21 protein-coding genes and 1 pseudogene are annotated in these 20,784 nt (G+C 68.2%); 10 read left to right on the top strand and 12 right to left on the bottom strand.

Annotated features, from left to right (window positions below; translation table 11 throughout):
* A pseudogene (locus O0J15_RS10030) lies at positions 1-876 on the bottom strand (LysR family transcriptional regulator); the annotation flags it as partial.
* Positions 877-981: 105 nt separating this feature from the next.
* On the opposite strand from O0J15_RS10030, the gene O0J15_RS10025 reads away from it, so the two are divergent.
* Complete coding sequence (locus tag O0J15_RS10025; RefSeq protein WP_308305586.1) at positions 982-2,394, top strand: MFS transporter; 1,413 nt, start codon at positions 982-984, stop codon at positions 2,392-2,394.
* Positions 2,395-2,530: 136 nt separating this feature from the next.
* Here the strand turns inward: O0J15_RS10025 and O0J15_RS10020 are convergent, their stop codons facing one another.
* From O0J15_RS10020 to O0J15_RS10005, 4 genes are read right to left on the bottom strand one after another with little or no spacing between them, the layout of a single operon-like run.
* Positions 2,531-3,328: an N-formylglutamate amidohydrolase gene (locus O0J15_RS10020; RefSeq protein WP_308305585.1), complete on the bottom strand. Its 798-nt coding sequence runs from the start codon at positions 3,326-3,328 to the stop codon at positions 2,531-2,533.
* The gene (locus O0J15_RS10015; RefSeq protein ID WP_019661142.1) at positions 3,321-3,875 is read right to left on the bottom strand and encodes an NUDIX hydrolase; all 555 of its coding nucleotides are present in this window, start codon (positions 3,873-3,875) and stop codon (positions 3,321-3,323) included. The genes O0J15_RS10020 and O0J15_RS10015 overlap by 8 nt, the downstream gene beginning before the upstream one ends.
* On the bottom strand, positions 3,872-4,807 hold the full coding sequence (locus tag O0J15_RS10010) for a 5'-3' exonuclease H3TH domain-containing protein (RefSeq protein ID WP_019661143.1): 936 nt from the start codon (positions 4,805-4,807) through the stop codon (positions 3,872-3,874). The genes O0J15_RS10015 and O0J15_RS10010 overlap by 4 nt, the downstream gene beginning before the upstream one ends.
* Positions 4,804-5,385 (bottom strand): nitroreductase, encoded by a 582-nt coding sequence (locus O0J15_RS10005; protein ID WP_308305584.1) that lies wholly within the window; start codon positions 5,383-5,385, stop codon positions 4,804-4,806. Before O0J15_RS10005 ends, O0J15_RS10010 begins: the two co-directional genes overlap by 4 nt.
* Positions 5,386-5,716: 331 nt before the next feature.
* On the opposite strand from O0J15_RS10005, the gene O0J15_RS10000 reads away from it, so the two are divergent.
* Both O0J15_RS10000 and O0J15_RS09995 read left to right on the top strand, forming a co-directional pair.
* The gene (locus tag O0J15_RS10000; protein WP_021203205.1) at positions 5,717-8,038 is read left to right on the top strand and encodes a DUF1631 domain-containing protein; all 2,322 of its coding nucleotides are present in this window, start codon (positions 5,717-5,719) and stop codon (positions 8,036-8,038) included.
* A gap of 52 nt (positions 8,039-8,090) precedes the next feature.
* The gene (locus O0J15_RS09995; protein ID WP_019661146.1) at positions 8,091-9,170 is read left to right on the top strand and encodes an NAD(P) transhydrogenase subunit alpha; all 1,080 of its coding nucleotides are present in this window, start codon (positions 8,091-8,093) and stop codon (positions 9,168-9,170) included.
* A gap of 100 nt (positions 9,171-9,270) precedes the next feature.
* Here the strand turns inward: O0J15_RS09995 and O0J15_RS09990 are convergent, their stop codons facing one another.
* The 3 genes from O0J15_RS09990 to O0J15_RS09980 are packed head-to-tail and all read right to left on the bottom strand — an operon-like array spanning position 9,271 to position 10,643.
* Complete coding sequence (locus tag O0J15_RS09990) at positions 9,271-9,732, bottom strand: DUF3106 domain-containing protein (RefSeq protein ID WP_308305583.1); 462 nt, start codon at positions 9,730-9,732, stop codon at positions 9,271-9,273.
* Positions 9,733-9,735: 3 nt separating this feature from the next.
* A complete protein-coding gene (locus tag O0J15_RS09985; RefSeq protein WP_019661148.1) occupies positions 9,736-10,062 on the bottom strand; it encodes a hypothetical protein in 327 nt (108 codons plus the stop codon).
* Positions 10,059-10,643 (bottom strand): RNA polymerase sigma factor, encoded by a 585-nt coding sequence (locus O0J15_RS09980; RefSeq protein WP_019661149.1) that lies wholly within the window; start codon positions 10,641-10,643, stop codon positions 10,059-10,061. The genes O0J15_RS09985 and O0J15_RS09980 overlap by 4 nt, the downstream gene beginning before the upstream one ends.
* A gap of 98 nt (positions 10,644-10,741) precedes the next feature.
* Between O0J15_RS09980 and O0J15_RS09975 the strand changes: the two genes are divergently transcribed.
* Both O0J15_RS09975 and O0J15_RS09970 read left to right on the top strand, forming a co-directional pair.
* Positions 10,742-11,062, top strand: coding sequence for an NAD(P) transhydrogenase subunit alpha (locus O0J15_RS09975; protein WP_019661150.1), 321 nt, complete (start codon positions 10,742-10,744; stop codon positions 11,060-11,062).
* Positions 11,059-12,519 carry an NAD(P)(+) transhydrogenase (Re/Si-specific) subunit beta gene (locus O0J15_RS09970; protein ID WP_134735891.1) on the top strand — a complete coding sequence of 487 codons (1,461 nt, stop codon included), beginning with the start codon at positions 11,059-11,061 and terminating at the stop codon, positions 12,517-12,519. Before O0J15_RS09975 ends, O0J15_RS09970 begins: the two co-directional genes overlap by 4 nt.
* A 111-nt stretch (positions 12,520-12,630) precedes the next feature.
* Here O0J15_RS09970 and O0J15_RS09965 read toward each other — a convergent pair whose 3' ends face one another.
* Positions 12,631-13,050: a hypothetical protein gene (locus O0J15_RS09965; RefSeq protein ID WP_019661152.1), complete on the bottom strand. Its 420-nt coding sequence runs from the start codon at positions 13,048-13,050 to the stop codon at positions 12,631-12,633.
* Between the two features lie 122 nt (positions 13,051-13,172).
* On the opposite strand from O0J15_RS09965, the gene sufT reads away from it, so the two are divergent.
* The 3 genes from sufT (at position 13,173) to O0J15_RS09950 (ending at position 17,073) form a co-directional block, all read left to right on the top strand.
* On the top strand, positions 13,173-13,724 hold the full coding sequence (gene sufT / locus O0J15_RS09960; RefSeq protein ID WP_005415385.1) for a putative Fe-S cluster assembly protein SufT: 552 nt from the start codon (positions 13,173-13,175) through the stop codon (positions 13,722-13,724).
* A gap of 59 nt (positions 13,725-13,783) precedes the next feature.
* Entirely contained in the window at positions 13,784-14,878 is a 1,095-nt protein-coding gene (locus O0J15_RS09955; protein WP_134735892.1) for a branched-chain amino acid aminotransferase, read from the top strand.
* A gap of 452 nt (positions 14,879-15,330) precedes the next feature.
* A complete protein-coding gene (locus tag O0J15_RS09950) occupies positions 15,331-17,073 on the top strand; it encodes a S8 family peptidase (protein ID WP_019661154.1) in 1,743 nt (580 codons plus the stop codon).
* A 119-nt stretch (positions 17,074-17,192) separates the two neighbouring features.
* Here O0J15_RS09950 and O0J15_RS09945 read toward each other — a convergent pair whose 3' ends face one another.
* The 3 genes from O0J15_RS09945 to wrbA all read right to left on the bottom strand — a co-directional run bounded on the left by O0J15_RS09945 (position 17,193) and on the right by wrbA (position 18,683).
* Positions 17,193-17,678 (bottom strand): asparaginase domain-containing protein, encoded by a 486-nt coding sequence (locus tag O0J15_RS09945; RefSeq protein WP_010481766.1) that lies wholly within the window; start codon positions 17,676-17,678, stop codon positions 17,193-17,195.
* A gap of 79 nt (positions 17,679-17,757) precedes the next feature.
* Entirely contained in the window at positions 17,758-18,093 is a 336-nt protein-coding gene (locus O0J15_RS09940) for a DUF2069 domain-containing protein (RefSeq protein ID WP_019661155.1), read from the bottom strand.
* Positions 18,090-18,683 (bottom strand): NAD(P)H:quinone oxidoreductase, encoded by a 594-nt coding sequence (wrbA, locus tag O0J15_RS09935; RefSeq protein WP_021203211.1) that lies wholly within the window; start codon positions 18,681-18,683, stop codon positions 18,090-18,092. The genes O0J15_RS09940 and wrbA overlap by 4 nt, the downstream gene beginning before the upstream one ends.
* 77 nt (positions 18,684-18,760) lie before the next feature.
* Between wrbA and O0J15_RS09930 the strand changes: the two genes are divergently transcribed.
* Together O0J15_RS09930 and O0J15_RS09925 are read left to right on the top strand one after the other, a co-directional pair.
* Positions 18,761-20,035 carry a YihY family inner membrane protein gene (locus tag O0J15_RS09930; protein ID WP_308305582.1) on the top strand — a complete coding sequence of 425 codons (1,275 nt, stop codon included), beginning with the start codon at positions 18,761-18,763 and terminating at the stop codon, positions 20,033-20,035.
* Positions 20,032-20,601 carry a TlpA disulfide reductase family protein gene (locus O0J15_RS09925; protein ID WP_099591109.1) on the top strand — a complete coding sequence of 190 codons (570 nt, stop codon included), beginning with the start codon at positions 20,032-20,034 and terminating at the stop codon, positions 20,599-20,601. Before O0J15_RS09930 ends, O0J15_RS09925 begins: the two co-directional genes overlap by 4 nt.
* Positions 20,602-20,784 lie beyond the last annotated feature (183 nt).

Here is a 20,784-nt window from a genome sequence, read left to right as displayed (position 1 = left end):
GCCGGCCAGCAACGCGTCGGCCAGCACCTGCAGCTTCGGCGAGTGCTGGCGCGACGGCGGGTAGATCAGCGACAGCGCACGGCTGCGGCCCTCGAACGGCTGCAGCACGCGCTGCAGGCGGCCGTCGGCCAGGGCGTCGGCCACGGCGAAATCCATCACCTGCACGATGCCGATGCCGGCGATGGCCGCTTCCACCAGCGGATCGCCGCTGTCGAACACCATCCGCGCCGGTGGTGTGACCTCACGCAGTTGCCCGTCCTGCAGGAACTGCCAGTCCACCAGCCGGCCACTGCGCAGGTTGCGCACGGCCAGGCACGCGTGGCCCTGCAACGCCGCCACATCGTCCGGTGCGCCACAGCGGGCCAGGTAGCCGGGGCTGGCCACCGTCACCCAGCGCAGCGGCCGCAGTGGCCGCGCGACGATGCGCTGGTCGGCGATGACGCCGGTGCGCAGCGCGGCATCGAAACCTTCCTCGACCAGATCGACCAGGCGGTCGTTGAGCACGGCTTCCACCTGCAGTTGCGGGTGCTGCTGCAGCATCGGCCCCAGCAGCGGTACCAGCACCTTGCGCCCGAACATCGAGGGCGCACTGATCTTCAGGGTGCCCGAGGGCGTGCACGGACGGTCGGCCAACTGGCGTTCGGCGTCTTCGAGACCGCACAGCAGGGGCGCGACCTGATCGACGAACTGGCGACCATCCGGGGTCAGTGCCACGTTGCGGGTGTTTCGCTGCAGCAGCTTCACCCCCAGCGTGGCTTCCAGCCGACTGATCGCGCGCGACAGGCCTGACTGGCTCAGGCCCAGCTGCCCGGCGGCGACGGTGAAACTGCGTGCTTCGGCCACCTGCACCAGCATGCGCACGGCATTGAGGTCCATCGAGGTTCCATTCATGCTGAAAATCATGACAGATATGGCTGGAAAGGGGTTTATTGATAGCTCTGCATCAATGAGACTGCGCTCCCCCACAGCACCGGACCGACGATGCCTCCCCTCAAGTACCCGCGCTGGGCGCTGGCCCTGCTGGCCACCGCCCAGCTGATCATCGCCCTGGATGCCACCATCATCTTCGTCGCCCTGCACGACATGGGGCGCGCGCTGCAGATCAACGCACAGCAGCTGCAATGGGTCGTCAGTGCCTACACCGTGGCCTTCGGCGGCAGCCTGCTGCTGGGTGGCCGTGCCGCCGACCTGATCGGCCGTCGCCGCTTCTACCGGCTGGGCATGCTGCTGTTCGCACTGGCGTCGCTGCTCGGCGCGCTGGCGCCGAACGCCACCCTGCTGATCATCGCGCGTGCGGCGCAGGGCATCGGCGCGGCATTGCTGTTCCCGGCCACGCTGGCGCTGATCAACACGTTGTATGCGGAAGGTCCGGTGCGCAACCGTGCACTTGCGATCTGGAGCATGGCCAGCGCGGTGGGCCTGGCGCTGGGCACGCTGCTCGGCGGCGTGCTGACCCAGGCGTTCGGCTGGCCGGCGGTGCTGGCGGTGATCGTGCCACTGGCCACCACCTGCGCGGTCGCTGCGGGCGCGTGGTTGCCGGCCGATGGCCCGCGTCTGCAGGGCCGTTCCTTCGATCTGGCCGGTTGCCTCACCGTCACTGCCGGCGGCAGTCTGCTGGTCACCACCCTCGTGCAAGGGCCGGAGTGGGGCTGGACTGCGCCGGCCACGCTGGGCTGCCTGTTGCTGTCGGTGCTGCTGCTGGTGGCGTTCGTGCAGATCGAACAGCGCAGCCGCGATCCGCTGATGCAGTTCGCGTTGCTGCGGCTGCCCGGACTGCGCGCGGCACTGGGCCTGACCTTCGCCTTCATGAGCAGCTATGGAGTGCAGTACTACTTCATGGCGCTGTACTTCCAGGACGGCTACGGCTGGAGCCCGCTGCAGGCCGGCCTGGCTTTCCTGCCGGCGACGGCGGTGTGCACGGTCGGCATCCAGCTGGCGGAGTGGGCGCTGAAGCGCTGGAGTGCACGCAAGGTGCTGGTGCTCGGCCAGCTGGCCGGTGCCGTTGGCATCGCCTGGGTCGCAGCAACACTCCCGCACGCCTCGAACTTCTGGCCGCTGCTGCCCGGCGTGGTAGTGCTGAGCATCGGCCAGGGCATGACCTGGACCTCGATGTGGATCGTGGCCGGGCAGGGCGTGCCGTCCGCACAGCAGGGTGTTGCATCTGGCATGGCGGCGACCGCGCAGCAGATCGGTGGTGCGCTGGGCCTGGCGGTGCTGGTGATGGTGGCCAATGCCCATGCGGGTGCAGCCGGTTCGCCGAGTGCACTGGCCGGGCTGGTGCGCGCCGAATACGGTGCCGCCTTGTTTTCACTGTTCGGCGTGGTGATCGCGCTGGGCCTGCGCCCGGTGCCGGCCGAATCGGCCGCCACCGTCTGCCCGGCCAACGAGGCATGATTGAAGGCGCTGCCGTGGGTGGATGTGCCGCGCCTGTGGCAGTGCCGGCCGCTGGCCGGCAAACACATTGATCCAACTACCCTGAGGTTTCCAGCCAGCGGCCGGCACTACCGATCCGGAATGGATCCACGCGCATTCAACCCAGCGCCAGCAACTGCGGCTGCAACGCGCTGAAGATCCGCGCCAGCCGCTCTGCCCACGCCTGCTGCCCGGCGGCATCGGCGATCAGGTCCTGGCGGATCTCCAGCTCCACGTGCACCAGGCCGCGCCCTTCACCATGCACCGGTACCGCGTAGTCGCTGGTACTGCTGACCGAATACGGTTCGTTGTCACCGACCACCAGGTCGCCTTCATCGCGCAGTGCCTGCAGCAGGGCATGCGCAAAGCGCGTGTCCTGGTGGTACAGCACGCCGGCGTGCCACGGTCGCTGCGCGCCGTTCATAACAGGGGTGAAGCTGTGCATCATCACCAGCAGGGTGGGGCGGCCGGCAGCGCGGCGCGCGTCCAGTTCCGCATCGATGCGGGCGTGGTACGGTGCGTGGATCGCATTGATGCGCTGCTGCCGCTGCGCCGCCGACAGCGCGGCATTGCCGGGCACCACGGTGTGGTCGCTCACCTCCGGAATCAGCGTGGGCGAGGCCAGTGGGCGGTTGCAGTCGATCAGCAGCCGCGAATAGGTCTGTTCGATCGCCCAGGCATCCAGCCGTTTAGCCAGTGCACGGGTGGTGCCGGCGATGCCGATGTCCCAGCCGATGTGGCGGTCCAGTTCGCTCTGCGGCAATCCAAGATCGGCCAGCGCACGCGGCACCTGCTGGCCGGCGTGGTCGGCCAGCAGCAGGTACGGCGACGCGCCCTGCGGCCGGTGGAGGGTGTAGATCGCCGGGTCGTCGGCGCCGAGCAGCGCCGGCAGCGCATGCAGGTCGGCGTCAGCCACGCGGGCGTCCGTCCAGGTGATGCTCGATCATCCACAGCCCGGCCCAGAGCTTGGCATCCAGCTCGTAGCCTTCGCCCATCTTCTGCACCAGCCAGGCCGCTGCCTCACTGCGCGGAATCTCGTGGACGATGATGTCCTCGCTGTCGTCGCCACCCCCTTCGCCGATCCGGCGCAGGCCGGTGGCGCGCACGAAGGCGATCTTCTCGCTGCTGGCGCCGGAAGAGGTCGGGCCGATCAGCAGCACTTCGGCGTGATCGGCGGTCCAGCCGGTTTCTTCCTCGAGCTCGCGCACGGCCGAGACTTCAATCGATTCGCCGGCGTGGATGTCGCCGACCAGGCCGGCCGGCATCTCGATGGTGGGGGCCTGCAGCGGTACACGGAACTGTTCGACGAACAGCACCTTGTCCTCCGGGGTGACGGCGATGATGATCGCCGCCAGGCCGCCGGCGTGGGTGCGTTCGCTGTATTCCCAGGTGCCGCGCACGACCATGCGCTGGTACTTGCCTTCATAGACGACACGCGGGGCTTCGGTATTGCGCTGGCTCATGCGGGCTCGCTGTGGGTGGGAAGAGGGTCGGCCACGCCAGCGGCATCGAACAGCCGGCGGCGGGTCATCGGGCCGAATCGAAGGGTCTGGCACAGGCCACCGAGCAGTTCCGGGTCGGCCGCCTGGCGCAGCAGGCCGGGTTGGCTGCCTTCCAGCGGCGCGTCCAGCGCGATGGTGGTCAGCTGGCGCCAGAGCCGGGCATGCTCGCGCTGCTCGCGCAGGCGCACCGCCATCTGGGCCGCGCCGCGCAGGCGCAGGAACGGCACTTCGTCCAGGCGTTCGTACAGTGCATCCATGCTGCCGAAATGGGCCAGCAGCACGGCGGCGGACTTGCTGCCCACGCCACTGATACCGGGAATGTTGTCCACCGCATCGCCGCACAGCGCCAGGTAGTCGGCAATCTGGTGCGCGTGCACGCCGTGCCGCGCCTTCACCCCGGCCACGTTCCAGCGCTGGTTGCGCGCATAGTCCCACTGCTCGTCATGGTCGGCCAGCAGCTGCGACAGGTCCTTGTCGGCGGAGATGATCACGCCGCGATGGCTGCTGCGGTGAACGTGCAGGGCGCTGCCGATCAGGTCGTCGGCCTCGTATTCGTGGTGCGCCAGCACCGCCAGGCCCAACGCCGCGCATAACGCCTTGCAGTGCACGAACTGCCGCTTGAGTGCTTCCGGTGCCGGATCACGGTTGGCCTTGTAGGCCGGGTACAGGCGGTGGCGGAAGCCGCTGTCGAGCGCTTCATCGAAGGCGATGGCGATGTGCTGCGGGCGCTCGCGCTCGAGCAGGTCCAGCAGGAAGCGGGCGAAACCGTGCACGGCATTGGTCGGCCAGCCCTGCGCGTCCTGGAACTGGTCCGGCAGCGAGTGCCAGGCGCGGAACACGTAGATGCTGGCATCGACCAGGTACAGCGAAGGCGGCGGTGCCGGCAGGCTCATGCCGGCGGCGTCCAGTCGCGCAGCAGCGCGGCCGGGTCCGGACGCTCGCGCTCGGGCACGGCGGCCTTCGGCGTACCGATATGGATGAAACCGGCGACGCTCTCGCCCTCGGCCAGGCCCAGGTAGGCGTGCACGGCGGGGTCGAAGGCCATCCAGGCGGTCAGCCACTGCGCGCCGAAGCCCAGCGCCTGCGCGGCCTGCAGCAGGGCGAAACAGACGCAGCCGGCGGTCATCAGCTGTTCCTGTTCGGGCACCTTCGGGTCCGGCCGCGGGCTGGCCACCACCACGATCACCAGCGGTGCGTGGCTGAAACGCTGGCGGTCCTTCTCGAACACGGCCTCGCCCGCATGTGGGTCGCGCTGGCGGCTGCGTTCAGCCAGGAAGTCGCCCAGAGTGTGACGTGCATCGCCGGCGATCTTCAGGAAGCGGAACGGTACCCGCTTGCCGTGGTCGGGCACGCGTACGGCCGAGGCCAGCATGCGCTGCAGGGTTGCCGGGTCCGGGCCGGGCTCGCCCAATTGCCGCGAGGGCACCGAGCGGCGGGCATCCAGGGCAAGCAGGGCAGTGGGGTCGGGCATGGAGTCTGAACCGGTCATCACGGGCATTTGATTATAGTCGGGGTGGTCGAAGACGCCGTCTGGGTCGCGTCCAGCCCCTGAATACCAAACTGTGATGAACATCATGCCACTGGCGGGAAAGGGACGGCCGCCTGCTCTCGCCTCGTGGGCCTTGCACGGCTTACGATATCCATCTTGCCGGGCCGCCGGTCATGAGGTTTGAAGTGAGGACTGTTTCACTGTCCGTGACGGGCTGGCCGGCCTACCATCGACGTACCGGTACATGGGGTGTGCCGGCCGCCGCGATGTCCATGCTGACTGTCGTACCAGAGAAGGTGGGGAGCCTTCCCGAATGATGAGCGCGCCCACACCGATGGGATCGCCGGGTCGTGACCCGGTCCAGTTGCAGCGTGCCCGGGACATGGTCCTGCCCGCGCTGTGCCAGGTTTTCGGGGCCGCACTGGCGCGTTTCGACGACGCACTGTTCGACCGCGCCGGCAATGCCGGTTCGTCGCAGCTGCTGTTCCTGGATGCGATGCGTGAACTGCGCCGCCGCCGCGAGGACATCGCCGGTGCCTTCGCCGGCCATCTGCAGCGGGCTTGGGACGCGCTCGCCAGCGGCGAGCCGCTGTCGGCCGAGGCGACCCTGTCCGGTCCTGCCGAAGATGGCCTGAGCCTGCTGGCCGAACATGTACTGGAATCGCGGCTGGCGGTGCGCAATTTCGCCACCGTGCTGCTGCGCGACTTCAAGCCGGTGCTGGCGCGGCTCGACCGGCGCCTGGGCCGCCTGATCGGCGGCGCCGAGCTGGATGCCGACCACAACCCGGTCAGCCCCGAACACCTGGGCGTGGCCATCCACGAGGCCTTTGCCGGCTGCGAGCTGGCGCCGGAAGTGCACCTGGTGCTGATCAAGCTGTGCGAGCGCGACCTGCGCGCGCCGGTGGGCCGCATCTACGAGAAGCTGGACGAGCAGCTGGCCGCCGCTGGCGTGATGTCGCAGGTGGGGGCCCCGCGGCGTCCATTGTCGGCCGCGCCCGACCCGCGCATGGCGGCGGGGGCGGATGATCTGGTCGAGCCGCGCCACGCGGCGGGCTTGGAATCCGAGTTCAGCGATGATGAGCAGGCCGCGCCGGCCTGGGCGCAGCGCTTCGCCGCGCGCTGGTCCGAGCGCCGTGGCCACATGCAGCAGCATCTCGGGGGCGACGATGCCGGCAACGGCGAGGCGTATGCCGGCCAGCAGGGCATGCTGCTGGAGGCCCTGCATGAGCTGCTGCAGCAGACCCGTCACGTTCGCGAGGATGCCACCTCGGCCGCGCAGGTCGCGGTCGGCCAGCATCGCCCGTTGAGCCAGCGCGAGATGATGTCGGTGCTGTCACTGCTGCAGGCCACGCCCAGCGCCACCCTGCGCGCGGCCATCGGCGAGGACGGCGAATCCCTGGCGCAGCGCTTGAAGAGTGAAGTACTGTCCAGCGCGACCCGGCTGGGCGTCGATCCGGGCCAGACCCGGCTGGACCCGCAGGACGAGGATGCGATCGACCTGGTGGGCATGCTGTTCGACGTGATGCTGGACGAGCGCGAACTGGAAGGCCGCTCGCGCGAGCTGATCGGCCGCCTGGTGGTGCCCTTCGTCAAGGTGGCGATGCTCGACCGTCGCATGTTCGTGCAGAAGACCCATCCGGCGCGCAAGCTGCTCAACTCGCTGGCCGAGGCCTGCGAAGGCAACACCGGCGAAAGCCAGGCCGAGCGCATGCTGATGGCCAAGGTCGAGGAGATCATCGAACGGCTGGTGGCCGAGTTCAACGAGAACCTGGCGATCTTCCTGACCCTGGAAGAGGAATTCCGCGAGTTCCTCGTGCAGCACCGCCGCCGCGTGGAAATCGCCGAGCGGCGCGCCGCCGAAACGCAGCGTGGCCAGGAAAAGCTGGAAATGGCCCGCAGCCGGGCAGGTGCCGAACTGGACCGTCGCATCGGCGATGCCTCCCTGCCGCCGGCCATCGCCGAGTTCCTGCGCCAGCCGTGGCAGCACCACCTGACCCTGGCCCTGCTGCGCGAGGGCGAGGAGGGCGCGTCGGTGGCCGAGGCACTGAGCCTGGCCGACGGCCTGCTGGAGGAAGTGGCCGAGGCGCGCCGCCAGATCGTCGGCAAGCCATGGCTGCAGGCCTGGCAGCCGGCGCTGGCCAAGGTGTTCGGCAGCGTTGGCGTGCACGGTGATGCCGCCACCGGCGCCATTGATGCCCTGCATGACACCTTGCAGGGCATTGCCGAATCGCGGCCGGAGCTGCAGCGCGCGCTGCCGGAGCTGCCGCAGGTCGCGTTGCCGGTACCGCCGGTGGCTGAATCGCCAGCGGTCGAGCTCGGCGGGCAGATCGACGCCGACGATTTCGACAACGCCGATGCCGACCGCTTCCGCCGCATGGAAATCGGCAACTGGCTGGATTTCGTCGACAAGGACGGCAAGGTCCAGGCCGGCAAGCTGTCCTGGGTCAGCCCGATTTCCTCGCGTCTGTTGTTCGTCAACCGTCGTGGCGTGCGCTTCTGCGTGGCCTCGCCGGAAGAACTGGCGGTGATGGTGCGGCTGGGCCGCCTGCGTGCCCACGTTGACGATGGCGCCTTCGACAGCGCGATGCAGGGTGTGATCGATCGGCTGGACCCGGGCAGCGCAACGCTGCACTGAGCCGTGGCCGCCTGCTAGGATCGGGAAAACTCACCGATCAGCGGGGACCTGCATGGCCGTGGCGTTGCTGGGGATCAAGGAGACCGCGCCGGGCGAACGGCGCGTGGCGCTGACGCCGGAAACCGCGCGCAAGCTCGGGGCCATGGGCATTGCCGTCTGGTATGAGGCGGGCGCGGGTTTGGCCGCTGGTTTCACCGACGCCGCCTATGACGATGCCGGTGCACGCGTCTTCGACGCGGGCCGCTGGGCCGAGATCGACATCCTGCTGTGCGTGCAGGCCCCCCCTGCGGCGGTGCTGGAACAGCTCAAGCCCGGCGCCAGCGTGGTCGGCCTGCTGGCCCCGGCCAGCGATCCGGCGCTGGCCGCGCTGGCGACCGATGGTCGCCTGCAGCTGTTCCCGCTGCAGCAGCTGCCGCGCACCACCCGTGCGCAGGCGATGGATGTACTCAGTTCGCAGGCCGGCATGGCCGGCTACAAGGCGGCGCTGATCGCTGCAGAACGTGCACCGCGTTTCTTCCCGATGCTGACCACCGCCGCCGGCACTGTGCGCCCGGCCAAGGTGCTGGTGATCGGTGCCGGCGTGGCGGGCCTGCAGGCCATTGCCACCGCGCGCCGCCTCGGTGCACAGGTGGAAGGCTTCGACGTGCGCCCGGAAACCCGCGAGCAGATCCAGTCACTGGGTGCACGCTTCCTCGACCTGGGGGTGAGTGCGGCCGGCGAGGGCGGTTATGCGCGCGCACTGAGTGATGAGGAGCGCGCCGAGCAGCAGCGCCGGCTGGCCGACCACCTGCGCAGCGTGGATGTGGTGATCTGCACCGCAGCGGTGCCGGGGCGACCGGCGCCGACGATCGTGACTGCGGCAATGGTGGAGGGCATGGCTGCTGGCAGCGTGATCGTGGATCTGGCTGCCGAGAGCGGTGGCAACTGCGCTCTGACCCAGCCGGGGCAGTGCATCGAACACCAGGGCGTGACCATTGATGGCCCACTGGGCCTGGCCAGCCGCGGCGCGACCCAGGCCAGCGAGATGTATGCGCGCAACCTGCTCAACTTCGTCGCGCTGTTCGTGCGCGAAGGGCAGCTCGGTTTCGACTGGGAAGACGAGTTGCTGGCCAAGACGCGCTGGCAGGCGTGACCTGACCTGCATGCTGTAGAGCCGAGCCCATGCTCGGCTTGCGCAGACGCGATGAAGCAGCCGGGCGTGGGCTCGGCGCTACAGAGGATTGAATCTGGCCTTACCGGGGCTTCGCCGGCGGCGGGTTGTCGCGCACCCAGTCCTTGCGCTGTTCCGGCGTCATCTGTGACCAGCGCTCGCGCAGGGCATCGCGCTGCGCGGGGGGCAGCCCCCGCATCTGGCCGAACAGGGCGCGGGCCTGCTCGCGCTGTTCCGGGCTCATGTGCTCGAAGCGGCGCAGGCCGCGGCGGGCCTTGTCGCGCTCTTCCGGACTCATCGATTGCCAGCGCTGGCCGTGCGAGAGCATGCGCTGGCGCTGGCCGGCATCGGCGCTGTTCCAGCGGTCGCGTAGCGGCGCCAGCAGGGACTCCCGCTGCGCTTCACTCAACTGTTCCCAGGCCGGCAGCGGTGCGGCCGGCGCAGGGCGTGCGGCAGGGGCGGGCGCGGCGGTCTGCGCCACCGCCGGGACGGCCGGCAGCAGCAACAGGGTCATCAGCAGGGGCAGGGTGTGCAGTCGGGGCATGATTCACTCCATCGCCAGGTCGGTATCGCCCAGCCACAGGTACAGATCGGGATTTTCGTCGTAGAGCGCGCTGTTGTCTTCCACCGCGGCAAGCACAGGTGCCGGCGCAGGGCCCGTCAGCGTGCCATGGCCGGTGAACTGCAGGCCTATCCCCAGCGCCACCACCAGCGAGCATGCACTGGCCAGCCACCAGCGCCAGCGCCCCCGGTGGGCGGCCGTGGCGCCGTGGCGAGCGTGGCGCAGCCGGGCCAACGTTGCAGGCGACAGGGCCTGCAGCGACTGCGCATGCAGGCTGCGCAGGGTGTCGTCGGAAGGCAGGGAGCGTTTCACGGGTGGATCTCCAGATAATCCTGCAGCGCCTGCCGGGCGCGTGCCAGATGGGTTTTTACCGCGCCTTCGCTGCAGCCCATGGCGCGGGCAGTGGTGGCCCCGTCCAGGTCCTGCAGCACGCGCAGGGTGAAGGCCTCGCGCTGGCGGGCGGGCAGGCGGCGCAACGCGTCCACCAGCTGCTGGTACTGCTGGCGCTGTTCATGCGCCTGTGCCGGGTCGGGGCCGGGATCGGCCCAGTCGATCCCGCCGCCTTCCGCGTCCTGGTTGTCGCGCCAGAACGGCAGGCGGAAGCGGCGCCGGCGCTGCACGTCGATCACGCGCCGGCGCAGGATGCTCCAGAACAGCGGCGCCCATTCGGCCGCCGGCTTGTCGGCGTAGTCCAGCATGCGCATCAGCGCGTCCTGCACCGCATCCATGGCGTCTTCGCGCTGGCGCAGGCCGGCCTCGGCGAAGCGGAACGCACGCGGGCCGACGCTGGCCAGGAACGCCTCCAGCGATGCCGGCGGGGCATCGGTCTCGGCGCTCGGGGGGACGGGGCTGCTCACCAGCACAGGGTACGGTTCCTCGCTCGGGGTCACCATCGACAACGCGTGAGCGCCGCTTCGGTTGACGCCGGGTGCACGCGGGGTTCAGCCCATGGTTATGATGGGACGACGAAGACAGAGCAGGAGCGTTGCCAGTGAGTGACGGGTTCGTGGCGCTGTACATCTTCATGCTGGCGGCCATCGCCGGCCACGTGATCATTTCGCGGGTGCCGGTGATCCTGCATACGCCGCTGATGTCGGGCTCCAACTTCATCCACGGCATCGTGCTGATCGGCGCGATGGTGGTGCTGGGGCATGCGCAGACGCCGCTGGAGAAAGCCCTGGGCTTCCTCGCCGTGGTGCTCGGTGCCGGCAACGCCGCCGGTGGCTACGTGGTCACCGCGCGCATGCTGGAAATGTTCAAGCCGAGCGCGCCCAAGGGTGGCCAGGACGAACCGAAGGAGCCGCAGGCTTGAACATCAGCACCGTCGAACTGCTCGATTGGCTGGTCAAGGCCAGTTACCTCGCTGCCGCCACGCTGTTCCTTCTGGGCCTTCAGCGCATGGCCTCGCCGCTGACCGCGCGCAGCGGCATCCGCTGGGCAGGGCTGGGCATGCTGCTGGCCACGGTGGCGACCTTCTTGCTCCCCGAACTGCACAACGTGCCGCTGATCCTGGTGGCGCTGCTGCTCGGCGCCGGCCTTGCCTGGTGGTCGGCCGGCAAGGTCGCCATCACCGACATGCCACAGATGGTGGCGCTGTACAACGGCATGGGCGGTGGCTCGGCGGCGGCGATCGGTGCGGTGGAACTGCTGCGCTACGCCTTCCTGGCCCATCGCGATACCCGCCACTGGAGCGCGCAGGCGCTGGCCGACCTGGCCGCGCGCCAGCCGTCGGGCACGGTGCTGCTGCTGGCGGTGGTCGGCGCGGCGATCGGTGCCGTGTCGCTGTCCGGTTCGGTGATTGCCTGGGCCAAGCTGGATGGGCGCCTGGACAAGCGCGTGACCTGGCCCGGCCAGCAGGTGATGAACCTGCTGGTGGCGCTGGCCGTGGTGGTGCTGGCGATCATCGCCGCCAGCACGCTCAGCACCTGGGCGATCGTCGCCTTCTTCGTACTGGCGCTGGCGCTGGGCGTGCTGATGACGCTGCCTATCGGTGGCGCCGACATGCCGGTGGTGATCTCGCTGTACAACGCGTTCACCGGCCTGGCGGTGTCGTTCGAAGGCTACGTGCTGGGCAACGAGGCATTGATCATCGCGGGCATGATGGTCGGCGCCGCCGGCATCCTGCTGACCCGGCTGATGGCCAAGGCGATGAACCGGCCGATCCGCAATGTGTTGTTCTCCAACTTCGGTGGTGGCGCCGGCGGGGAAGCGCAGGCGATCAGCGGTGCGCAGAAGCCGATTGAAGCGTCGGATGTCGCGGCGATGATGGCCTACGCAGAACGCGTGGTAATCGTGCCTGGTTACGGCATGGCCGTGGCGCAGGCCCAGCACAAGATCTGGGAGCTGGCGCAGCGGCTGGGCCAGCGCGGGGTGAAGGTGAAGTTCGCCATCCATCCGGTGGCCGGGCGCATGCCCGGGCACATGAACGTGCTGCTGGCCGAAGCGGGTGTGCCCTACGACCTGATCGCCGACATGGACGACATCAACCCGGAGTTCGCCAACACCGACGTGGTGCTGGTGATTGGTGCCAACGACGTGGTCAATCCGGTGGCACGCACCGACCCGGCCAGCCCGATCTACGGCATGCCGGTGCTGGACGTCGTCAATGCGCGCAACGTGGTGGTGATCAAGCGCGGCAAGGGCACTGGTTTTGCGGGCATCGAGAATGCGCTGTTCTACGCCGACAACGCCCGCATGCTGTACGGCGATGGTGCCGAAGCGGCAGCCTCGCTGGTCAGCGAGTTGAAGGCGCTCGACGGCGGGCATTGAGGCCGTACCGGTAGCGCCGGGCCATGCCCGGCGGCGTTTCGTGCGGACCGCTGCGCTCGCCGGGCATGGCCCGGCGCTACCCTCATCCACGCGTGACGTGGATCTGCGCGGTCAGCGCGCCAGCCAGGCGCCCACGGCCACGCCCAGCGCCAGCCACAGCCATTCCACCGCGCCATTGGCGAGGGCGATCAGGGTCCAGGCCAGGTGCGGGCCCATCCGCAGGGTCGCGTCCCACAGGTCCAGCCCGATCGAGCCGCCCATCCAGGCGCTGGCGATGGTCCAGTTGGCGACGGCGGTCACCAGCAGGGTGCCCAGCACGACCAGTGCAATGCGCAGCCGGCCCGGGCCCAGCGTACCCATGCGCAGCATGAACACCAGTTCCAGGGCGGTCACGACCGCCATCCAGCCGACCTGCCGGCCGGTCATCAGCGCCAGCACCATCCAGGCGAGGGGAGCAACAAGCAGGCCCAGCAACAGCATGATGGGCCAGAGCCAGGTCACGGTCCTGGCACGCGCGGCATTGGAGGACATCGAAGCTCCCTGAAGATCACCCACAGGATACTGTGGTTTGCCGCAGTGCACCGGCGGCGGCAGGGCGGCTGGGCTAGAATGCCGTCTTGCGTGGCCCCGGCCACGGCCCCATATCGGTCCCCATGTATTCCCGTAGCAGCGAACCTGTCCACTTCGAACGCGATTGCGAGGCCGTGATGGTCCCGCAGGGCGACACCGTGACCCTGCCCGCCGGCAGCTATGGGTACATCACCCAGGCGCTGGGCGGCAGTTATTCGGTGTTCGTCGAGGGCAACCTGTTCCGCATCGCCGGCAAGGACGGCGACGCCATCGGCAAGGAAGCGCCGGCACCGCTGGAACTGCCGGCCGACGCCACCGATGAACAGGTGGAACAGCTGGTATGGCAGCAGCTGCGCACCTGCTTCGACCCCGAAATTCCGGTGAACATCGTCGAACTGGGCCTGGTCTACGAGGTCGAGATCAAGCACCTGGACGAAGGCAAGCGCGAGATCGATGTGAAGATGACCCTGACCGCACCGGGTTGCGGCATGGGCGAGATCCTGGTCGACGACGTGCGCAGCAAGCTCGAAATGATCCCGACGGTGGCCGAGGCCGACGTCGACCTGGTGTTCGACCCGCCGTGGAACCAGCACATGATGTCCGAGGCGGCCCGGCTCGAGACCGGCATGCTTTGACCCACGGCCCGCAGTGACGCGGGCCCGGCAATACCCGCAACCAGAACAGGAAATCTCCGGTGTCCCAGTCCATTCCCAGCTTCGCCGTCACCCGTTCGGACCACCCGCGCAGCGCTGAAGAGCGCGCCAAGATCCTGGAGAAGCCGGGCTTCGGCCTGCACTTCACCGATCACATGGTGGAAGTGCGCTGGGACAAGGACACCGGCTGGCACAACGCCAGCGTGCGTGCCTACGGCCCGCTGCAGCTGGACCCGGCCGCGGCCGTGCTGCACTACGGCCAGGAGATCTTCGAAGGCATCAAGGCCTACCGCCATGCTGACGGCTCGATCTGGACCTTCCGCCCGGATGCCAACGGCCGTCGCCTGCAGCGTTCGGCGCAGCGCCTGGCGCTGCCGGAACTACCGGTGGAGATCTTTGTCGAATCGCTGAAGCAGCTGATCGCCGTCGACAGCGACTGGGTGCCGTCGGCCGACGAGTCGAGCCTGTACTTCCGCCCGTTCATGATCGGCGATGAAGCCTTCCTCGGCGTGCGCGGTGCGCACAAGGCCGGCTACTACGTCATCGCCAGCCCGGCCGGCCCGTACTTCGCCAAGGGCGTTGCCCCGGTGTCGATCTGGCTGTCTACCGAATACGCGCGTGCGGCCAAGGGCGGCACCGGTGCTGCCAAGTGCGGTGGCAACTACGCCGCCTCGCTGCTGCCGCAGCAGAAGGCGCAGGCACAGGGCTGCTCGCAGGTGCTGTTCCTCGACCCGGTCGAAGGCAAGTACCTGGAAGAACTGGGCGGCATGAACGTGTTCCTGGTCTACAAGGACGGCACGCTGGTCACCCCGGAACTGTCGGGCAGCATCCTCGAGGGCATCACCCGCGAGAGCATCCTGCAGCTGGCCCGCGACCGCGGCATGAAGGTCGAAGAACGCAAGGTCAGCATCGACGAGTGGAAGGACGGCGTCGCCTCCGGTGCGATCAGCGAAGTGTTTGCCTGTGGCACCGCCGCGGTGGTCACCCCGATCGGCCAGCTGAAGGGCGAGGGCTTCTCGGTGGGCGACATCAACGCCCCGGCCGGCGAGGTGACCATGTCGCTGCGCAAGGAACTGACCGACATCCAGTACGGCCGCCTGCCGGACCGCCACAACTGGCTGGTCAAGCTGGGCTGATCGCCCACATCGAATCGTAGAGCCGGGCCCGCGCCCGGCTGCGCTTCTGGAAAGCCCGTCCCCGCGACGGGCTTTCTGCATTTCAGGCCAAGGGGGTCAGATCCCTTTCCGCGTGAAAAAGGATTTGACTCCGGATCGGCGGACGCCGATGTCGGCAAAGTCATTCCGGGACATGTGATGGCCCAGTCAGGTCTGTGCAGGACGCGAGAAAGTTCCTTCACCTTCACAAACCCTTGACCCGAAAAGTCTCAGAACGAACATTTCATCTAGCTGAAAAGACGCTGAAAATCTTGTGGTGTCCGGTTTCGGCCATTAGCGTCATCTGCACGGCGGATCGTTAGGGGGATCCGCTGGCTCGCCGGACTTCGAACCTCGCCAATGCAAGCCAGCCCAGGGTTCGGGCCGGTGCTTCTGCCGATTCCGGCATTCACACCACAAGAAAGGGAAATACGATGTCCCAGGTAACGCAACCGCGTGTGCGTCGAGTGTGGGTGGTCCTTGGTGCGTCCGTTCTGTCATCGCTGCTGCTGGCCACGCCTGCGCTGGCCGGCGATGTCCAGCTCAGCGGCCTGCAGTCCGCGCCGACCCACCAGCGTTTCATCGTGAAGTACCGCGACGGCAGTGCGCCGGTGGCCAACACCACCGCACTGGCCTCTTCACTGAAGAATGCCGCCGCCGGCCTGGCCAGCAGCCAGGGCCGCGCACTGGGCCTGCAGCAGGTCCGCAAGCTGGCCGTCGGCCCGACCCTGGTCAGGACCGATCGCCCGCTCGACCAGGCTGAATCCGAGCTGCTGATGCGCAAGCTGGCCGCCGATCCGAACGTGGAGTACGTCGAAGTCGACCAGATCATGCGCGCGACGCTGACCCCGAACGACACCCGCTTCAGCGAACAGTGGGGCTTCGGTACCTCCAATGCGTCGATCAACGTGCAGCCGGCCTGGGACAAGTCGACCGGCACCGGCGTGGTCGTGGCGGTGATCGACACCGGCATCACCAACCACCCCGATCTCAACGCCAACATCCTGCCCGGCTACGACTTCATCAGCGACGCCGCGATGGCGCGCGATGGTGGCGGTCGCGACAACAACCCGAACGATGAAGGCGACTGGTACGGCGCCAACGAGTGCGGCTCGGGCATCCCGGCCTCCAACTCCAGCTGGCACGGTACCCACGTCGCCGGCACTGTGGCGGCAGTGACCAACAACAGCACCGGCGTGGCCGGTACCGCGTTCAACGCCAAGGTTGTGCCGGTGCGCGTGCTCGGCAAGTGCGGCGGTTACACCTCCGACATCGCCGACGCGATCGTATGGGCTTCCGGCGGCACCGTCAGTGGCGTGCCGGCCAATGCCAATCCGGCTGAAGTCATCAACCTCTCGCTGGGTGGTGGCGGCAGTTGCTCCACCACCTACCAGAATGCGATCAATGGCGCTGTCGGCCGTGGCACCACCGTGGTGGTCGCCGCCGGCAACAGCAACACCAACGTGTCCTCGTCGGTGCCGGCCAACTGCCCGAACGTGATTGCCGTGGCGGCCACAACCTCGGCCGGCGCGCGTGCCAGCTTCTCCAACTACGGCACCGGCATCGACATCTCGGCACCGGGCCAGAGCATCCTGTCCACGCTCAACACCGGCACCACCACGCCGGGCAGCGCCAGCTACGCGTCGTACAACGGCACCTCGATGGCGGCGCCGCATGTGGCCGGCGTGGTTGCGCTGATGCAATCGGTCGCGCCAAGCCCGCTTAGCCCGGCGCAGGTCGAGAGCATCATCAAGAGCACCGCACGCCCGCTGCCGGGGTCATGCTCGGGTGGCTGCGGTGCCGGGATCATCGACGCCAACGCTGCGGTGTCCGCGGCCATCAACGGGGGCGGCACTCCGAATCCGGGCGGCAACGTCCTGCAGAACAATGTGCCGGTCACCGGCCTGTCGGCCAGCAGTGGTTCATCGCTCAGCTACACCGTCAATGTCCCGGCCGGCAGCAGCCAGCTGCGCGTGGCGATCAGCGGCGGCACCGGTGACGCCGACCTCTACATCCGCCAGGGCAGCGCGCCGACCGACACGGTGTACACCTGCCGTCCGTACCTGAGCGGCAACAGCGAGACCTGCACGGTGAACAGTCCGGCCGCCGGTACCTGGTATGTGCGGGTGAAGGCGTACAGCACTTTCTCGGGCGTGACCCTCAACGCCCAGTACTGAGCCCAAGTCCCTCTCCATGGGCACGCCCCGGCCCAGGCCGGGGCGTTCTTGCATGGGGCCGGCGGTGGTACGTGCCGCCGCGCCATGGTGGGTGCCGACCTTGGTCGGCACGCTGTTCCTCAGACCGATTCGAAGCGGTTCGCGGCCACGTTCTTGCGCACGTGCTGCGGGTCGAAAATGCGGCCGTTCATGGCGATGTACACGCCGCTCGGCAGCGACTGCACCGCACCGATCGCACAGCCGATGTTGAACTCCGCATCCGAGCCGCGGAAGCGTGCCGGGCTCAGTGCACCGGTCATCACGATGGTCTTGTCCGGAATCGTCGCCAGCACCTTGCCGGTCTGCACCATCGAGTCGGTGCCGTGGGTCACCAGCACGTGCCGGGTCGGCTGCGCGGCGATGGTGGCGCGGATCAGCTCGCGGTCCTCATCGTTGATGTGCAGCGAATCCTTGCGCAGGATCGGAATCACGTTGAAGCGGAACGTCACGCCCAGCTCGCGCAGGATCATGCCGATCTGCGGATCGCCGATCTGGTAGTCCGACTTGTCGTCGAAGTAGATCTTGTCGATCGTGCCACCGGTGGTGACGACCAGGAGCTCTTCCATCATGTGCATGCGCGAAACCAGGACAGGTGCAGCGGCGCGGGGCCGGGAGCACAGATGATACGGCCCGGCGGGCGCAGCGTCAGCGTCGCTTGCCGAAGCGGGCGCGCAGCCCTGGCAGGCTGGCGCTGAAGATCACCAGCAGGGCCAGTGTGATTTCGATCAGCGCCAGCCAGCGCGTCTGCGGGTGGCTCCAGGCGCTCATCACGCCGTGGCTGAACCAGCCCAGGGCCAGCACCGAGGCCCAGAAACCCGTCCTGCGCCATCCCAGGCGCAGCGCAATGGCCAGCGCGAGCGGTGGCGCGGTAAACACCAGCTGGGTGGCCAGCCAGTGCTTGTCATTGATGAACCAGCCGGCGAACAGCGCAGCCAGCCCCATCAGGGCCAGCAGCAGGACCGTGCGCTGCCCGGTGCTCATCGGGCCAACCGCTGCGCGATGTCGGCCACCCGGCGGCCAAGCGCGCGCGCAAGCACGGCTTCATCGTCGGTCGGCTGCGGGTCGTCGGCGGCACCGGCCACGTGGCTGGCGCCATACGGCGTGCCGCCACTGGTGGTGTGGCTCAGCGCCGGCTCGGTGAACGGGATGCCGACGATCACGCAGCCATGGTGCAGCAGTGGTACCTGCATCGACAGCAGGGTCGATTCCTGGCCGCCATGCATCGAAGCAGTCGAGGTGAACACCCCGGCCGGCTTGCCCGACAGGGTGCCGTTGACCCATTCGGCGCCGAGCCCGTCGAGGAAATGCTTCACCGGCGCGGCCATGTTGCCGAAGCGGGTCGGGCTGCCGAGCAGCAGGCCCTGGCATTCGGCCAGGTCCTGCACGCTCACGTAGGGGGCGCCATCGTCGGGCACCGGCGGCTGTGCGGTCTGGGTCACCGCAGCCACCGGCGGCACCGTGCGCAGGCGCGCGCTCATGCCAGGCACTTCGCCGACGCCCCGCGCGATCTGGCGCGCCAGCCGTGCCACCGAACCGCCCCGGCTGTAGTACAGCACCAGAATCTCGCCCATCGTGCCCGCTTCTCCTCGTCGTGTGGCCACCAGTATGGCTATCCTGCCAGCATTCCGCATCGGGTACCCTTTCGCCGATGGAACCTTTGGATACGCTCAACCTGTGGATGGAGCGCGCGCGGGATCGCGCACGGGCCATCAGTTTCGGCCGCTTCCTGTGGCATCGCTTCCTCGACGACCGCCTGTTCCAGGCAGCGGCGGCGCTGGCCTATACCACGGTGTTCGCGCTGGTGCCGCTGGCCATCGTGGTGTTCGGCGTGCTCTCGGCCTTCCCCGTTTTCGACCGCTGGAGCGACCAGCTCAGCGACTACGTCTTCTCCAACTTCGTGCCCAACGCCGCGCGCGCGGCCGAGGGCTACCTGCGGCAGTTCTCGGCCAGCGCCGGCCAGCTCACCGCCGCCGGCTTCATCGCGCTGGTGGTATCGCTGCTGATCACCCTCAACAGCGTGGAAGAGACCTTCAACCAGATCTGGCGGGTTGGCTCCACCCGGCCCAAGCTGACCCGCTTCCTGGTCTACTGGACCGTGCTGACCCTGGGCGCGATGCTCGCCGCTGCGTCGCTGGCGGTGTCGGCGCGGGTGTTCGCGTTGCCGTTGTTCGGTACCCAGGAGGGCCGTTGGCTGGCCGAACTGGCCCTGCGGCTGGCGCCGATCCTGATCGAGTTCGTCTGCATCACGCTGATGTTCCGGGTGGTGCCGCACCACACCGTGAAGTGGCGGCACGCGATACCCGGCGCGATTCTGGCGGCGGTGATCCTGGAGCTGGTGAAGTGGGGCATCGGGGCCTATCTGGGCAGCTTCCAGTCCTACCAGAAGCTGTATGGCACGGTGGCCTTCGTGCCGATCCTGCTGCTGTGGATCTACCTGTGCTGGGTGGCGGTGCTGCTGGGCGCATCATTGTCTTCGTCGATGGCGGCCTTCCGCTACCAGCCGGTGGAACTGCGCCTGCCGCAGGGGTATGAGTTCTATGGACTGCTTCGCCTGCTCGGCCGCTTCCAGCATGCACGGGCGAAGGGCAAGGGCCTGGCCGATGACGAGATCCTGCGGCTGGAGCCGATGCTGACCGATTCACTGCTGCAGGACCTGATCTGCAATCTGCAGGACATCGACCTGCTGCGCCGCGATGAGCGCGGCGAGTGGCTGCTGTCGCGCGATCTGGACCAGGTCAGCCTGGCCGATCTTTACGAATGCACCCAGCTGCGCATCCCGGTGGCCGAGCAGCACTTGCCGTATCGTGATGACAGCCTGGGACGTGCCGCATTGGCGGCGCTGGACGATCTGCGACTGCCCCTGCGTGAACGCCTGAAGCGCAGGGTCAGCGATATCTACACCGATTCCGGAGACATGCCATGACCCGCAAGACCCCGTTGCTGCTGCCGCTGGCACTGTTGCTGGCGCTGTCGGCCTGCAAGCCGGCCCAGGAGCCCACCCCCGCCAGCAGCCAGCCACCGGCACAGGCACCGACCCCGGCCACCCCCGCAGCGGTGGAGGAGACCCCGGCCGAACGTACCACCGCCGAGTTCCCGACGCTGAAGATGAAGGCGGTGGACGGCAGCGACTACGACCTGGCCGCGCACCGCGGCAAGTGGGTGGTGGTGAACTTCTGGGCGACCTGGTGTGCCCCGTGCCGCAAGGAGATGCCCGAGCTGTCGGCGCTGCATGCGATGCGCAGCAACATCGAAGTGGTCGGCCTGGCCTATGAAGACATCGAGGTGCCGGAGATGCAGTCGTTCCTGACCAAGCATCCGGTGACCTATCCGATCGTGATCGTGGACCCGTTCGATCCGCCGGCGGACTTCGCCACGCCACGCGGCTTGCCGTTGACGCACCTGCTGGATCCGCAGGGCAAGCTGGCGCACACGTTCCTTGGCCCGGTGACCGCCGCCGACATCGAAAAGCAGATCGCTGCTGCCAAGTAGGTTGGGTATCGGCAGGGCTGCGCCCTGCACCCGCCGAAACTTTCAAGCAAAGGCAACAGCAACTGCCAAAGTGCGATTTCCGTGTTGTGGCGGGGCGGTGTCGGAGTGCGGGGACGCCGCAAGTACGTCCATGTAGGCTTGGCAGCCGCATCCATGCGGCTGACACCCCGCACTCCGACACCG

This window comes from Stenotrophomonas sp. Sm10 (assembly GCF_030985515.1).
GTDB classification, from domain to species: domain Bacteria; phylum Pseudomonadota; class Gammaproteobacteria; order Xanthomonadales; family Xanthomonadaceae; genus Stenotrophomonas; species Stenotrophomonas hibiscicola.
Note: the sequence above shows the minus strand (reverse complement) of the source record. Positions and strands in the feature narration are given on the sequence as shown.

Coding starts and splice junctions, on each gene's coding strand:
- O0J15_RS10025 (WP_308305586.1), top strand. CDS start 982: ATGCCTCCCCTCAAGTACCCGCGCTGGGCGCTGGCCCTGCTGGCCACC.
- O0J15_RS10015 (WP_019661142.1), bottom strand. CDS start 3,875: ATGAGCCAGCGCAATACCGAAGCCCCGCGTGTCGTCTATGAAGGCAAG.
- O0J15_RS10010 (WP_019661143.1), bottom strand. CDS start 4,807: ATGAGCCTGCCGGCACCGCCGCCTTCGCTGTACCTGGTCGATGCCAGC.
- O0J15_RS10005 (WP_308305584.1), bottom strand. CDS start 5,385: ATGCCCGACCCCACTGCCCTGCTTGCCCTGGATGCCCGCCGCTCGGTG.
- O0J15_RS10000 (WP_021203205.1), top strand. CDS start 5,717: ATGATGAGCGCGCCCACACCGATGGGATCGCCGGGTCGTGACCCGGTC.
- O0J15_RS09995 (WP_019661146.1), top strand. CDS start 8,091: ATGGCCGTGGCGTTGCTGGGGATCAAGGAGACCGCGCCGGGCGAACGG.
- O0J15_RS09990 (WP_308305583.1), bottom strand. CDS start 9,732: ATGCCCCGACTGCACACCCTGCCCCTGCTGATGACCCTGTTGCTGCTG.
- O0J15_RS09980 (WP_019661149.1), bottom strand. CDS start 10,643: ATGGTGACCCCGAGCGAGGAACCGTACCCTGTGCTGGTGAGCAGCCCC.
- O0J15_RS09965 (WP_019661152.1), bottom strand. CDS start 13,050: ATGTCCTCCAATGCCGCGCGTGCCAGGACCGTGACCTGGCTCTGGCCC.
- sufT (WP_005415385.1), top strand. CDS start 13,173: ATGTATTCCCGTAGCAGCGAACCTGTCCACTTCGAACGCGATTGCGAG.
- O0J15_RS09950 (WP_019661154.1), top strand. CDS start 15,331: ATGTCCCAGGTAACGCAACCGCGTGTGCGTCGAGTGTGGGTGGTCCTT.
- O0J15_RS09945 (WP_010481766.1), bottom strand. CDS start 17,678: ATGGAAGAGCTCCTGGTCGTCACCACCGGTGGCACGATCGACAAGATC.
- O0J15_RS09940 (WP_019661155.1), bottom strand. CDS start 18,093: ATGAGCACCGGGCAGCGCACGGTCCTGCTGCTGGCCCTGATGGGGCTG.
- wrbA (WP_021203211.1), bottom strand. CDS start 18,683: ATGGGCGAGATTCTGGTGCTGTACTACAGCCGGGGCGGTTCGGTGGCA.
- O0J15_RS09930 (WP_308305582.1), top strand. CDS start 18,761: ATGGAACCTTTGGATACGCTCAACCTGTGGATGGAGCGCGCGCGGGAT.
- O0J15_RS09925 (WP_099591109.1), top strand. CDS start 20,032: ATGACCCGCAAGACCCCGTTGCTGCTGCCGCTGGCACTGTTGCTGGCG.